Here is a 12,671-nt window from a genome sequence, read left to right on the forward strand (position 1 = left end):
CGCTTACTCGACTTCGCGCCTGGATCGGCGTCACTGCGCATTTGCGCTGCTCGTGCCTCGACGCGGCGTAGCTCGGCCCGAGGGCGCCGCCGACTCGGTTGACGTCGACGTAACGCGGCGACCACTCACTGTTAACGGAACTTCGCCTCGACGCCGGGTCTGACCACGCCGACGGGCCTGCGGAAACCAGTGTGCGGCGTTGATAGCGTCCCCGCTGATGACCGAATTCGCCGATGCCGCGTTCGGGTCCCGACCCGGCCGCTGGCCCCTGCCAGGGGCGAGCACCCCGACGCAGCTGTGGCTCCGCGCCGTGGCAGCCGGCGGTCAGGGCCGCTACGGTGCCGCGCTGGCCGACCTCGATGCACTCGAGCGCACCAGATCTCCCGGTGCGCTCGCCTCTCTCGCCGCCAGCACCCGGGCGTCGTTCCTCCGTCAGCTCGGCGGGCACACCGTTGCGCGGGGGTGGGACGCCCGGGCATGGGCCACCGCCGGGGACGACGCCACCGCGGGAGCCGACGCGCTCGCCGGGCTGGCGGCCGACGCGTTGGGTGTCGGCCGCTACGCCCTCTCGGCCCGGCTCCTGGCCCGCGCCGAGGACGTCGTGGGCCGAGCCGCGGTCCGCGAGGGCCGGCTGCCGGTCCGACTGGCCTGGGTACGCGCCGAACACGCCATGTTCACCGGAGACGGCGCGGCCGCGGTCGACCACGCCCGACGCGCGGTCGGCCTGGCCACGGGCCTGGGCTCGGTACGCCACGACACCAAGTCGCGGATCGTGTTGGCCGCCGCACTGTGCGCCGCCGGGGACCTCGGGGGCTCCCGGGCGCAGGCTGACGACGCCCTCGCGGCCACCGATCGCCACGGGCTGGTGCCGTTGCGGTGGGCCGTGGCCTGCCTGCTCGCCGACATCGGAAGCTCAGTGCACCCGCCGTCACGGATCGCCGCAGTTCGCGATGCGTCGGCGGACCTCGTCGAACACCGGGGCGGTGCATGGTCGGCGCGGTGAGGCTGCGAGACAGTGAGCGATCACTACTCTTTAGCTGGCGCACCCGCCGACATCCGCCCCATCCGTAACGCTGGAGATACTGCCCACGATGACAATTTCGGGAGACAGTCTCGATGGTGTCGTGGCCAGAGCGGTCAATGGCGATCGAGATGCACTCCGGGAAGTGCTGGAGACCATCCGGCCGATCGTCTTCCGGTATTGCCGGGCGAGGGTCGGGTCAGCGGAACGCAGTGGTCTGTCAGCAGACGACGTGGCTCAGGAGGTGTGCTTGGCCGCCATCACGGCGCTGCCGCGCTACAAGGATCAGGGACGACCGTTCCTGGCCTTCGTCTACGGCATCGCCGCACACAAGGTCGCCGACGCTCATCGCGCCCAGGGACGCAACCGGGCCGACGCGACCGACACTCTTCCGGACCGACCCTCGTTGGAGGCCGGTCCCGAACAGATGGCGATGGACTCCGACGCCGCCGAGCGGATGAACAAGTTGCTGGCGATCCTGCCCGAGAAGCAGCGCGAGATCCTGGTCCTGCGAGTCGTGGTCGGCATGAGTGCCGAGGAGACCGCCGAGGCCGTCGGCAGCACCGCCGGCGCCGTGCGGGTGGCTCAGCACCGGGCGCTTGCGCGACTCAAAGGCGAACTGAACGGATCGAGGCACGCCGATGCCTGATTCCAGCCGGTGGAACAACGGCGGTGACCCCTCGCTCAACGAGATCAACCGCGCCGACCGCTTCTTCGAGGCGCTGGCCGCCAAACAGCCCGCCTACCCGACCGACCACGCCGAGGCAGAACTCGCCTTCCTCTTCTCCGAGCTGCGTGACGACGTGCGCGACGCACCCATCACCTCTCCGGTCTCGCTGGGGGCCGCGGTCGACGCGCTCAACGGCGGTCTTGCCAAGGACCGGGGATCGCGCCGATCGCTGGCCGTCGTCGGATCCGTGGCCGCCGCGATGCTCTGCATCGGTGGCTTCGGTACGGCCGTCTACGGCGCCGGCCCGGGCGACAGCCTCTACGGCATGCGGACCGCCCTGTTCGGTCAGCACGAGCAAACCCGCGACGATCAGGTGTCGCTGGCGTCGGCGCAACTGCAGCAAGTCCAGCAGCTCATCGACGACGGGCAGTGGGAAGAGGCGCAGAGCAAGCTCGTCGCGGTCAGCAGCACCGTGCAGGACGTCGGACCGGTCGAGCAGAAGCAGCAGCTCGTCGAGCAGTGGAATGCGTTGACCTACAAGGTCGTCGAGCAGGACCCCGCCGCGACGTTGCCGCCGCCGGGAGAGCCGTTGCCCGCCCTGCCGTCCTCGCCGCTGACCTGGCTGCCGGTGCCCGTCGTGGAGAGCAGCCCCAGCTCCGACACGACCACCACCCAAGGTTCGGACGCCTCGACGTCCGAGTCGACGACGACGTCGCCGTCCAACACTGAGACCTCGCCGACCTCGCCGACCTCGCCGACCTCGCCGACCGACTCGGCGTCGAGCAGTACGACGCCGCCCTCGGACAGCTCCTCCGCGACGCCGTCGTCGAGCCCGTCGGCCCTCCCGTCGTCGTCGACGGTCCTGTCCACCTCGGCGCCGACGGCGACCAGCACGTCACCCGCGGCTGCGACGACACCGACGAGCACCCCGGCGCCGTCGAGCTCCGCCGCCCCGGTGAGTTCGGTAGCCCCCGGCAGCACGCCGGCGGCCACCAGCACGCCGGCGGCCACCAGCACGCCGGTGGCCTCCAGCACCGCGCCGAGCACGACGACGACGGTGACGCGACAGTCGACGACGAGCCCGCCTCCAGCGGTCGCACCCGCGGCACCGCCGGTGGAATCCGCCCGACCGGCCCCGGCGCCCGCGGCTCAGCCCAGCACGCAGACGACGGCCCCCGCCGCGCCGAGCACCACGACGACGACCATCGTGCCGCCGGGATGACCGGCGCGCGGGTAAGTGGTGTGACGAGGGAGGGCTAAGCCCTCAGCGATATCCGTCCGACTCCGTCGTCGCCTCGTTCAAGGAGGCGTCGGCATAGCCGCGGCAGTAGTCCCACGTGACGTAGGCGTCGGGCTCGGGGTCGTAGGCGGGCTCGTGCGGCCGTACGGTGCCGTCCACCAGCAGCTGCAGGAGGTTGGCCCGCAGCATGTCCCAGTCGTGATAGTGATCCTGCTGGCACTCGTCGCAACAAACCACCAGCCCGCGAATGCCCTTGTGGGCCAACAAAGCTTCGTACACGGCAAGATCGGCCAAATCGGCCTCGACGGCAATGCGTTCCTGGGAGTCGAGCGGCTGGCCAGGTTCCAGTGCGTCCAGCGCCGCGGTGGGGTCGCTCGGATCATCGGCGAAGGGGTCGGGCGGCAAACCCGGTGGCAGATGGTCACGCACGGTTCCACACTACTCAGCACGTCGGGTGTCGCGCCAGCCGTCCGCACCGTATTCCAGGCACTTTTCGGGGATGCGCGAGTGTTGCCACCGCGTTGCCAACGGTGCGTGTACGCCAAGCTCCGCCCGGGACCCCGATAGGATGGTCCCTTAGTCCTGCGCCACCTGGAGGCCCCACCCATGTCGATCGCTGAAAGCGACCTTCCCGTTGCCGTACCGGTGTCCACCGGAGGGGACGATCCCACCAAGATCGCAATGCTCGGGCTGACGTTCGACGACGTTCTGCTGCTCCCCGCGGCGTCCGACGTCGTACCCGCCAACGCCAACACCTCGAGCCAGTTGACCCGGCGGATCCGACTGCGCGTGCCGCTGGTCAGCTCGGCGATGGACACCGTCACCGAATCGCGGATGGCCATCGCCATGGCCCGCGCCGGTGGCATGGGCGTGCTGCACCGCAACCTTCCGGTCGCCGAGCAGGCCGGACAGGTCGAGACGGTCAAGCGCTCCGAGGCCGGCATGGTCACCGATCCCGTCACGTGCTCGCCGACGAACACGCTGGCCGAGGTCGACGCCATGTGCGCGCGGTTCCGCATCTCCGGGCTGCCCGTCGTGGACGCACACGGCTCCCTGGTCGGGATCATCACCAACCGCGACATGCGCTTCGAGGTCGACACCAGCAAGCCGGTGTCGGAGGTGATGACCAAGGCCCCGCTGATCACCGCGCAATCCGGCGTCACGGCCGACGCGGCCCTTGGCCTCTTGCGCCGCCACAAGATCGAGAAGCTGCCGATCGTGGACGGCAACGGCAAGTTGACCGGCCTCATCACCGTCAAGGACTTCGTCAAGACCGAGCAGTTCCCGCTGGCCACCAAGGACAGCGACGGCCGTTTGTTGGTCGGCGCCGCGGTCGGCGTCGGCGGCGACGCCCGGGAGCGGGCGATGACCCTCGTCGACGCGGGCGTCGACGTCGTCATCGTCGACACCGCCCACGCCCACAACCGTGGCGTGCTGGACATGGTGCACTGGCTCAAGACCGTCGCCGGCGACCGCGTGGAGGTGGTCGGCGGCAACGTCGCCACCCGCGCCGCGGCCCTGGCCCTGGTGGAGGCCGGAGCCGACGCCGTCAAGGTCGGCGTCGGGCCCGGCTCGATTTGCACCACCCGCGTCGTCGCCGGTGTCGGCGCCCCGCAGATCACGGCCATCCTCGAGGCCGTCGCCGCCTGCGCACCCCACGGCGTGCCGGTCATCGCCGACGGCGGGCTGCAGTACTCGGGAGACATCGCCAAGGCGCTGGCGGCGGGGGCGTCGACCGCGATGCTGGGTTCGCTGCTGGCCGGCACCGCCGAGGCCCCCGGCGACCTGATCTTCGTCAACGGCAAGCAGTTCAAGAGCTACCGCGGCATGGGATCACTGGGTGCCATGCAGGGTCGCGGCGAGCAGAAGAGTTACTCGAAGGACCGCTACTTCCAGGACGACGTGCTCAGCGAGGACAAGCTGGTCCCCGAGGGCATCGAGGGCCGGGTGCCGTTCCGCGGCCCGCTGTCGACGGTGATCCACCAGCTCACCGGCGGGCTCCGGGCGGCGATGGGATACACCGGTTCGCCTACCATCGAGCACCTTCAGCAGGCGCAGTTCGTCCAGATCACCGCGGCCGGGCTCAAGGAGAGCCACCCGCACGACATCACGATGACGACCGAAGCCCCCAACTACTACGCACGCTAGGGAGTCGCCGATGAGCGCTCGCGCGAAGAGAGACGATCTGACATATGCGTGACATGGTCGAAATCGGCATGGGCCGAACCGCCCGCCGGACCTACGAACTCCGTGACATCAACATCGTGCCGTCGCGTCGCACCCGGTCGTCGCAGGACGTGTCGACGGCGTGGCAGCTCGACGCGTACCGATTCGAGGTGCCCGTCGTCGCGCATCCCACCGATGCGCTGGTGTCGGTCGAGTTCGCCATCGAGTTGGGCAGGCTCGGTGGCCTCGGGGTGCTCAACGGAGAAGGTTTGATCGGCCGCCACGCCGACGTCGAGGCCAAGGTCGCCCAGGTGGTCGAGGCGGCGGCGAAGGAGCCCGAATCGTCGGCGGCGATCCGGCTGCTGCAACAGTTCCACTCCGCGCCCCTGGATCCGGATCTGTTGGGCAGTGCGGTCGCCCGCATCCGCGAGGCCGGCGTCACCACCGCGGTGCGGGTCAGCCCGCAGAATGCCCAGGCCCTCACGCCGGCGCTGGTCGCCGCCGGGATCGACCTACTCGTCATCCAGGGCACGATCATCTCCGCAGAGCGCGTCGCACGAGACCGCGACGGGTCCGGTGAACCGCTGAACCTCAAGACCTTCATCTCCGAGCTCGACGTGCCGGTGGTCGCCGGTGGCGTGCTCGACCACCGCACCGCGCTGCACCTCATGCGCACGGGTGCGGCAGGCGTCATCGTCGGGTACGGCTCCACCTCCGGGGTGACGACCAGCGACGAGGTGCTGGGCATCAGCGTCCCGATGGCCACCGCCATCGCCGACGCGGCCGCGGCCCGCCGCGAGTACCTCGACGAGACGGGTGGCCGCTACGTCCACGTGCTCGCCGACGGTGACATCCACACCTCCGGCGAGCTTGCCAAGGCCATCGCCTGCGGAGCCGACGCGGTCGTCCTCGGTACCCCGTTGTCGACGGCCGCCGAAGCGCTTGGCGACGGTTGGTTCTGGCCGTCGGCGGCGGCGCACCCGTCGCTGCCACGTGGTGCGATGCTGCAGATCGCACGCGGCGAGCGCCCGTCACTCGAGCAGGTCCTCACCGGACCGTCCGACGATCCGTTTGGCTCGTTGAACCTGGTCGGAGGCTTGCGCAGGTCGATGGCAAAGGCCGGGTACTGCGATCTCAAGGAGTTCCAAAAGGTGGGCTTGACGGTCGGGTCCTGACCCGACTGCTTTACAAGTTAGGGTCTCCTGTCTAGCGGGTTACCTGCCGGTAAGTTCATAATGGGCAAATGGTTGCTGACTATGACGTCTTGATCATCGGTTCGGGTTTTGGTGGCAGCACGAGCGCACTGCGGCTGACCGAGAAGGGTTACCGCGTCGGCGTCGTCGAGGCCGGTCGGCGGTTCGAAGACCAGGACATGGCCAAGACGTCGTGGAATCTGCGGAAGTTCCTCTGGGCGCCCCAGCTCGGCATGTACGGCATTCAACGCATCCACCTGCTCCGCAACGTGATGATCCTCGCCGGTGCGGGTGTCGGCGGCGGGTCGCTCAACTACGCGAACACCCTCTACGTGCCCAACGAGCCGTTCTTCAACGACCCGCAGTGGGCCCACATCACCGACTGGCGCGCCGAGCTGATGCCGCACTACGAGCAGGCCAAGCGCATGCTCGGGGTCGTCACCAACCCCACCTTCACCGACGCCGACCGCATCCTCAAGGAGGTCGCCGACGACATGGGCGTCGGCGACACGTTCGTGCACACCCCGGTCGGCGTGTTCTTCGGAGAGAACGGCGAGAAGACGCCGGGGAAGACTGTGCCCGACCCGTACTTCGGCGGCGTGGGCCCGGCCCGGACCGGGTGCATCGAGTGCGGGTCCTGCATGACGGGCTGCCGCTACGGCGCCAAGAACACCCTGCTGAAGAACTACCTGGGCCTGGCCGAGACGGCGGGCGCCGACATCATCCCCATGACCACCGTGGTCGACCTCGAGCCGCAGGCCGACGGATCGTGGAAGGTGCACACCGTCCGCACCGGCCGCAAGCTGCGCCGCAAGAAGACCACCTACACGGCTCAGCAGGTCATCGTCGCCGGCGGCACCTGGGGTACGCAGAAGCTGCTGTTCAAGATGCGCGACACCGGCCGCCTGCCCAAGATGTCCGAGAAGTTGGGCGTCCTCACCCGCACCAACTCCGAGTCGATCGTCGGAGCGGGCCGGCTGCGCGTGAAGGACGACCTCGACCTCACGCACGGCGTGGCGATCACCTCGTCGATCCACCCGACGGAGGACACCCACATCGAGCCCTGCCGCTACGGCAAGGGCTCCAACGCGATGGGTCTGCTGCAGACCCTGATGACCGACGGTCTGCTGCCCGACGGGACCGGCGTTCCGCGGTGGAAGCAGCTCATTCAGGCCGCGCAATCCGACCCCAGGGGCACGATGCGCCTGCTCAACCCGCGAAAGTGGAGTGAGCGCACCATGATTGCGCTGGTCATGCAGCACTTGGACAACTCGATCACCACCTACACCAAGCGCAGCAAGCTGGGCTTCCGTCGCGTGGTCAGCAAGCAGGGTCACGGCGAGCCGAACCCGTCTTGGATCCCGGCCGGCAACGAAGTCACGCGGCGGATCGCGGAGAAGATCGACGGCGTCGCCGGCGGCACCTGGGGCGAGCTGTTCAACATTCCGTTGACCGCCCACTACCTGGGTGGCGCCGTCATCGGCGACACCGCCGAGCACGGCGTCATCGACCCATACCACCGGGTGCACGGCTATCCGACGCTGTCGGTCGTCGACGGCGCGGCAATCTCGGCCAACATGGGCGTCAACCCGTCCCTGAGCATCACCGCGCAGGCCGAGCGGGCGGCGTCGCTGTGGCCCAACAAGGGTGAGGTCGACCAGCGGCCCGCGCAGGGGCAACCGTATGAGCGTCTGGAACCCATCCCGCCGAGCAATCCCGTCGTGCCGGCCCACGCACCTGCGGCGTTGCGGCGCCTGCCGATCGAACCGGTGACCTCGGCCGGGTGACCGACGCGGTGTGGTGACCGACATCGCTGTAGCTTCAGCGCCCATCCTGAGACAATGACGCGGTGAACTACCTTCAGCGCCGCCGTGCACGGCTGCTGATCCAACGGGCGCAGCCGTTCGCCGACGAGCCGCTGACTGCCGTCGCCAACTTCACCTGGGTGGGCACCGGAATGGGCTCGCAGGCTGGTGCGTCGGGTCGTCAGGACCTTGCCGGTGGCATGCCGGTGTGGACGTTGATCGGCGCGGGTGCGACGCGGCTGTTCGTCGTCGAGTCCGACGCCGGTGAACCCGACCGCGGTGAACGACTGGTCGGATCCTGGCCGCTCAACCAGACCACCCTGGAGGAGGAGAGTCTCGAGCGGATGGTCGGGCCGGTTCAGCTCGGTGTGTACCGGGCCATCCGATTCACCTTGCCCGGCCGCGAGCCCGCGGTCCTTCAGCCCTTCGGCCGTGAGGTCGACGACCTGCTCGAGGCCCACCGTGCGGCCCAACCCAACACCCAAACGTCCGACGGGCTCGCCCAGGTGTCGCTGATGACCACGTCCAGCGGCACCGGGGACGACGACGCGTTCTTCGTCCTGACCTATCACGACGGCCGCACGACGTCGGTGCCGGTCGGCGAGGCCCAGGACCTGCTGGCCGAACTGCAGGATCTGCCGGGTTTCGACAACGAGGAGTTCATCCGGGCGATCGCCGTCACCGACGAGGGCGTGTCGGTGCTGTGGCGGGCAGGGTCGCCCTAGGCGCTGGTACGAGGTCGCGGGCGTGCGCCACTAGACTGAGCGGGTGGAAACGGCATCACCCCGGCCCGTGTTGGTGGTCGACTACGGAGCGCAGTACGCGCAGCTGATCGCCCGACGCGTCCGCGAGGCCCGCGTCTACTCGGAGGTCATCCCGCACACGGCGACCGTCGACGAGATCAAGGCCAAGGACCCGGCCGCCATCGTGCTCTCCGGCGGGCCTGCGAGCGTGTACGCCGACGGCGCACCGCAACTCGACCCGGCTCTGTTCGACCTCGACGTCCCCGTGTTCGGGATCTGCTACGGATTCCAGGCGATGGCCCAGGCGCTCGGTGGCACCGTCGCCCACACCGGCACCAGCGAGTACGGCCGCACGGACCTCAAGGTGTCCGGTGGCGAGCTGCACGCCGACCTCCCGGAGAGCCAACCCGTGTGGATGAGCCACGGTGACGCCGTGACCGAGGCACCGGACGGCTTCACCGTCATCGCGACCAGCGCAGGTGCGCCGGTGGCGGGGTTCGAGAACAGGTCCCGCAAGCTCGCCGGCGTTCAGTACCACCCCGAGGTCATGCACAGCCCGCACGGCCAGCAGGTGCTGAGCCGGTTCCTGCACGACTTCGCCGGCATCGACTCGACGTGGACTCCCGCCAACATCGCCGACGCGCTCGTCGAGCAGGTCCGCGAGCAGATCGGCGACGGCCGGGCCCTGTGCGGATTGTCCGGCGGCGTGGACTCCGCGGTGGCCGCGGCCTTGGTGCAGCGCGCCGTCGGTGACCGGCTGACGTGCGTCTTCGTCGACCACGGGCTCTTGCGCGCGGGGGAGCGGGGGCAGGTGCAGCGCGACTTCGTCGCCGCCACCGGGGCGAACCTCGTCACCGTCGACGTGGAGGCCCGGTTCCTCGAGGCCCTGTCGGGCGTGACCAACCCGGAGGGCAAGCGCAAGATCATCGGGCGCGAGTTCATTCGGGCGTTCGAGGGCGCGGTGCGGACGCTGGTCGAGGACGGCGGTGGCGACGTCGACTTCCTGGTTCAGGGCACGCTGTACCCCGATGTCGTCGAGTCAGGTGGGGGCACCGGAGCGGCCAACATCAAGAGTCACCACAACGTCGGCGGACTGCCCGACGACCTGAAGTTCACGCTCGTCGAGCCGCTGCGCCTGTTGTTCAAGGACGAGGTGCGCGCGGTGGGCCGTGAACTCGGCCTGCCCGAGGAAATCGTTGGGCGGCAACCCTTCCCGGGTCCCGGGCTGGCCATTCGCATCGTCGGCGAGGTGACCGCGAGCCGGTTGGACACGCTGCGCCGCGCCGATGCGATCGCCCGGGAGGAACTGACCTCGGCCGGCCTCGACGACCAGATCTGGCAGTGCCCGGTGGTGCTACTGGCCGACGTCCGGTCGGTGGGCGTGCAGGGCGACGGCAGGACTTACGGCCACCCCATCGTGCTGCGGCCCGTCTCCAGTGAGGACGCGATGACCGCCGACTGGACCCGAGTGCCCTACGACGTGCTGGAACGAATCTCCACGCGAATCACCAACGAAGTACCCGAGGTCAACCGGGTCGTCCTCGACGTGACGAGCAAGCCGCCGGGCACCATCGAGTGGGAGTAGGCCCTCAGAGGTCTTCGGACTTCTCGATCAGGTCGCCCAGGATCTGACTGACGGAGGACTCGATCGTCGACTCGATCGAGAAGGCCAGGGTCGCCGACACGGCGGCGACGGCTTGGGTGCGGAACCGCACCAGCATCGTGATCAGTTCTGCCACTTCGGTATCCGGCGGTAGGGCCGCGCCAGGGTTGATGCGCGTGAGGACGTGCTCGACCCCCGCTTGCACCAAGATGGCACTGATCTCGTCGATCAGGGGTTCGGTCTGCTCGTGGATGTCGACGAGTTTCTCGGTGCTGACGCCATACTGCTTGATCTCGTTGAAGGCTTCGATCAGCTTGGGCCGCACCACCGTTGCGACGTCGTCGTCGACGGTGACGACGCCGAGTCCGACCATCCGGTCGAATGCCGCGTCGTCGCCGATGAGGGCCTTGGCGTCGTCGAGCGGCATCCGGTCGGGCTTCTCGGTGGCCCAGCTGCCCGCGATCGCCGACTCCAACCCCAGCATGTCGCCGAGGTTCTTGCCGTCCTCCCAGGCGCTGAGCATCTCGTGCACGTGGGAGATGTTGTAGCCCCGGTCGAGCATCGAGGTGATCAGCCGCAGCCGGGTGAGGTGGGTGTCGTTGAACAGGGCGATGCGGCCGACCCGAAGCGGCGGGTGCAGCAGGCCACGGTCGCGGTACACCCGAATGTTGCGTGTGGTGGTGCCGGCCAGCCGCGCCAGCTCGTCGATGCGGTACTCACCCGACGCCGCGACGCCATGGGGTTGCACGGCGGCGTCGAACAACTGCGACACCGCGTTCTCGATGACGTCGCGCGAACCCCGCCGAATCTGCCGCGGCGCCCGGCGAAGCCCGTTGAGGATCGTCGAGATTGCGCCCGCTTGTTGCCGCGGCGGCTTGGCGGGCGGCACGTCAGGCCGACGAACCGATTCCCACGACGGGTGCGTCCCGCCGCGAGGGCTCCCCGGTCACGCCGGGACCCGAGGGTACCGCCTCGTAGTCGTCGAGCGTGAAGTCGCGCATCCCTCGAAGATACTGCGTGGCGACCCCTGGGTGCATCGAGGCGCTGAATCCGACCGCTGTCAGGCGCTCCTCGTGACGGTGCTGAGCCTCGGCCCGCACGTCCAGGTGGTGCTCGATGCCGTCCCAAGCGTCGTCCATCACCAGGATGGGCGGTCCGCAGGGGATGAGGCGAACGGAATGATCCTGATCACCCGACTGCCCGCTCGGCCGCGTTGCCCCGCAACGATTCTGCGATGAACGCCGCCACGTCCCGCATCGCCGGTGCAGCCTCGGGGGTCAGCCGCGGGAGGGCTTGGAAGACGTGCACCTGGTCCGGCCAGACCTGCAATTCGCAGTCACCTCCCGCCGCGGTGATGTCGGCGGCGAGACGTCGGGAGTCCGACACCAGCATTTCACCGCCGCCGGCTTGGACCAGGGTCGGCGGCATCCGCCGGCCACCCGCGACGTCGAGGGTGAGCCGGGGATGCGTGAGGTCGGTTCCGGCGCAATACAGTCCGATGAGCTTCGCGGCGTCGACGGCCCGGATGGCAGGGTCTGGGCGTAGCTCCTCTCGGGCGCGTGCCAGGCCGAACGTCAGGTCGAGCAAGGGGGAGAACAGGGCGAGTCCGGCAGGGTGCGCGACGTCGGGTTGCAGCAGCAGGTCGACGGCGAGGTGCCCACCGGCCGAGTCGCCCGCGATGACGACGCGCTCGGGCGTGAATCCCTCTGTGGTGCAGAGCCATTCCCAACCGGCGCGGGCGTCGTCGGCGGCGGCGGGAAACCGGTGGCGCGGGGCCAGTCGGTAGTCCAGACAGAACACGGGCAGCCCGGTCAGTCGCGACAGCCAGGCCGTCAGCCTGCGGTGGGTGCGGGGTGAGCACAGCGCGAAGCCGCTGCCGTGGAGGAAGTACACGCACTGGTCGGACATGGTGGTGACCCCGGCACCCCTGACCCACTCGCCGACGACGCGACGTCCGTCGTCGAGGCGGACGTCGACCCGGTCGACCTCCGTGCCGGCCAGCGAGGGCCCGAAGGTGTCCATGATCCGCTCGACGATCCGCCGCGACGTCCACAATCCCCAGGCGCGCTCGGGCGGTAACACCGCGCTGATCTGTCGCAAGGTCAAGCCGCTCACCGCAGCGGCGGCCCGCGACCGCCGGGAACCCCGCCTCGGCATGGTGTCGATGATCACGACGAAAGTACACCAACCATTGGTGACATTTGTCAATGTCACCTTTTGCCGTCGGAGA

At 69.2% G+C, this 12,671-nt stretch carries 12 protein-coding genes; 8 read left to right on the forward strand and 4 right to left on the reverse strand.

Annotated features, from left to right (window positions below; translation table 11 throughout):
* Positions 1–217: 217 nt before the first annotated feature.
* The 3 genes from H7K45_RS14490 (at position 218) to H7K45_RS14500 (ending at position 2,913) form a co-directional block, all read left to right on the forward strand.
* Complete coding sequence (locus H7K45_RS14490; RefSeq protein WP_263996490.1) at positions 218–1,003, forward strand: hypothetical protein; 786 nt, start codon at positions 218–220, stop codon at positions 1,001–1,003.
* 88 nt (positions 1,004–1,091) lie between these two features.
* Positions 1,092–1,670: a sigma-70 family RNA polymerase sigma factor gene (locus tag H7K45_RS14495; protein ID WP_263996491.1), complete on the forward strand. Its 579-nt coding sequence runs from the start codon at positions 1,092–1,094 to the stop codon at positions 1,668–1,670.
* Positions 1,663–2,913, forward strand: a complete 1,251-nt coding sequence (locus H7K45_RS14500; RefSeq protein WP_263996492.1) for an anti-sigma-D factor RsdA — start codon at positions 1,663–1,665, stop codon at positions 2,911–2,913. Before H7K45_RS14495 ends, H7K45_RS14500 begins: the two co-directional genes overlap by 8 nt.
* Positions 2,914–2,955: 42 nt before the next feature.
* Here the strand turns inward: H7K45_RS14500 and H7K45_RS14505 are convergent, their stop codons facing one another.
* A complete protein-coding gene (locus tag H7K45_RS14505; protein WP_056556921.1) occupies positions 2,956–3,360 on the reverse strand; it encodes a DUF5319 domain-containing protein in 405 nt (134 codons plus the stop codon).
* A 177-nt stretch (positions 3,361–3,537) separates the two neighbouring features.
* Between H7K45_RS14505 and guaB the strand changes: the two genes are divergently transcribed.
* The 5 genes from guaB to guaA all read left to right on the forward strand — a co-directional run bounded on the left by guaB (position 3,538) and on the right by guaA (position 10,423).
* Positions 3,538–5,079 (forward strand): IMP dehydrogenase, encoded by a 1,542-nt coding sequence (gene guaB, locus H7K45_RS14510; protein WP_263996493.1) that lies wholly within the window; start codon positions 3,538–3,540, stop codon positions 5,077–5,079.
* A gap of 53 nt (positions 5,080–5,132) precedes the next feature.
* Positions 5,133–6,272, forward strand: coding sequence for a GuaB3 family IMP dehydrogenase-related protein (locus H7K45_RS14515; protein ID WP_263997011.1), 1,140 nt, complete (start codon positions 5,133–5,135; stop codon positions 6,270–6,272).
* A gap of 68 nt (positions 6,273–6,340) precedes the next feature.
* A complete protein-coding gene (locus H7K45_RS14520; RefSeq protein ID WP_263996494.1) occupies positions 6,341–8,077 on the forward strand; it encodes a GMC oxidoreductase in 1,737 nt (578 codons plus the stop codon).
* A gap of 62 nt (positions 8,078–8,139) precedes the next feature.
* Entirely contained in the window at positions 8,140–8,820 is a 681-nt protein-coding gene (locus H7K45_RS14525) for a hypothetical protein (protein WP_263996495.1), read from the forward strand.
* A gap of 43 nt (positions 8,821–8,863) precedes the next feature.
* Positions 8,864–10,423: a glutamine-hydrolyzing GMP synthase gene (guaA, locus tag H7K45_RS14530; RefSeq protein WP_263996496.1), complete on the forward strand. Its 1,560-nt coding sequence runs from the start codon at positions 8,864–8,866 to the stop codon at positions 10,421–10,423.
* 4 nt (positions 10,424–10,427) lie between these two features.
* On the opposite strand, the gene H7K45_RS14535 is transcribed toward guaA, so the two are convergent.
* From H7K45_RS14535 to H7K45_RS14545, 3 genes are read right to left on the reverse strand one after another with little or no spacing between them, the layout of a single operon-like run.
* Positions 10,428–11,330 (reverse strand): MerR family transcriptional regulator, encoded by a 903-nt coding sequence (locus H7K45_RS14535; protein WP_263996497.1) that lies wholly within the window; start codon positions 11,328–11,330, stop codon positions 10,428–10,430.
* A 1-nt stretch (position 11,331) separates the two neighbouring features.
* Positions 11,332–11,580: a hypothetical protein gene (locus H7K45_RS14540; RefSeq protein WP_372512544.1), complete on the reverse strand. Its 249-nt coding sequence runs from the start codon at positions 11,578–11,580 to the stop codon at positions 11,332–11,334.
* A gap of 49 nt (positions 11,581–11,629) precedes the next feature.
* On the reverse strand, positions 11,630–12,610 hold the full coding sequence (locus H7K45_RS14545) for an alpha/beta hydrolase (RefSeq protein ID WP_263997012.1): 981 nt from the start codon (positions 12,608–12,610) through the stop codon (positions 11,630–11,632).
* Between the last annotated feature and the right edge of the window lie 61 nt (positions 12,611–12,671).

Origin of the sequence: Mycobacterium yunnanensis (assembly GCF_025823185.1) — a bacterium.
Lineage (GTDB): Bacteria > Actinomycetota > Actinomycetes > Mycobacteriales > Mycobacteriaceae > Mycobacterium > Mycobacterium yunnanensis.

What these genes read in the sequence shown, in the direction of transcription:
- H7K45_RS14490 (WP_263996490.1), top strand. Translation starts at nt 218, where the DNA reads ATGACCGAATTCGCCGATGCCGCGTTCGGGTCCCGACCCGGCCGCTGG.
- H7K45_RS14495 (WP_263996491.1), top strand. Translation starts at nt 1,092, where the DNA reads ATGACAATTTCGGGAGACAGTCTCGATGGTGTCGTGGCCAGAGCGGTC.
- H7K45_RS14500 (WP_263996492.1), top strand. Translation starts at nt 1,663, where the DNA reads ATGCCTGATTCCAGCCGGTGGAACAACGGCGGTGACCCCTCGCTCAAC.
- guaB (WP_263996493.1), top strand. Translation starts at nt 3,538, where the DNA reads ATGTCGATCGCTGAAAGCGACCTTCCCGTTGCCGTACCGGTGTCCACC.
- H7K45_RS14515 (WP_263997011.1), top strand. Translation starts at nt 5,133, where the DNA reads ATGGTCGAAATCGGCATGGGCCGAACCGCCCGCCGGACCTACGAACTC.
- H7K45_RS14520 (WP_263996494.1), top strand. Translation starts at nt 6,341, where the DNA reads ATGGTTGCTGACTATGACGTCTTGATCATCGGTTCGGGTTTTGGTGGC.
- H7K45_RS14540 (WP_372512544.1), bottom strand. Translation starts at nt 11,580, where the DNA reads ATGGACGACGCTTGGGACGGCATCGAGCACCACCTGGACGTGCGGGCC.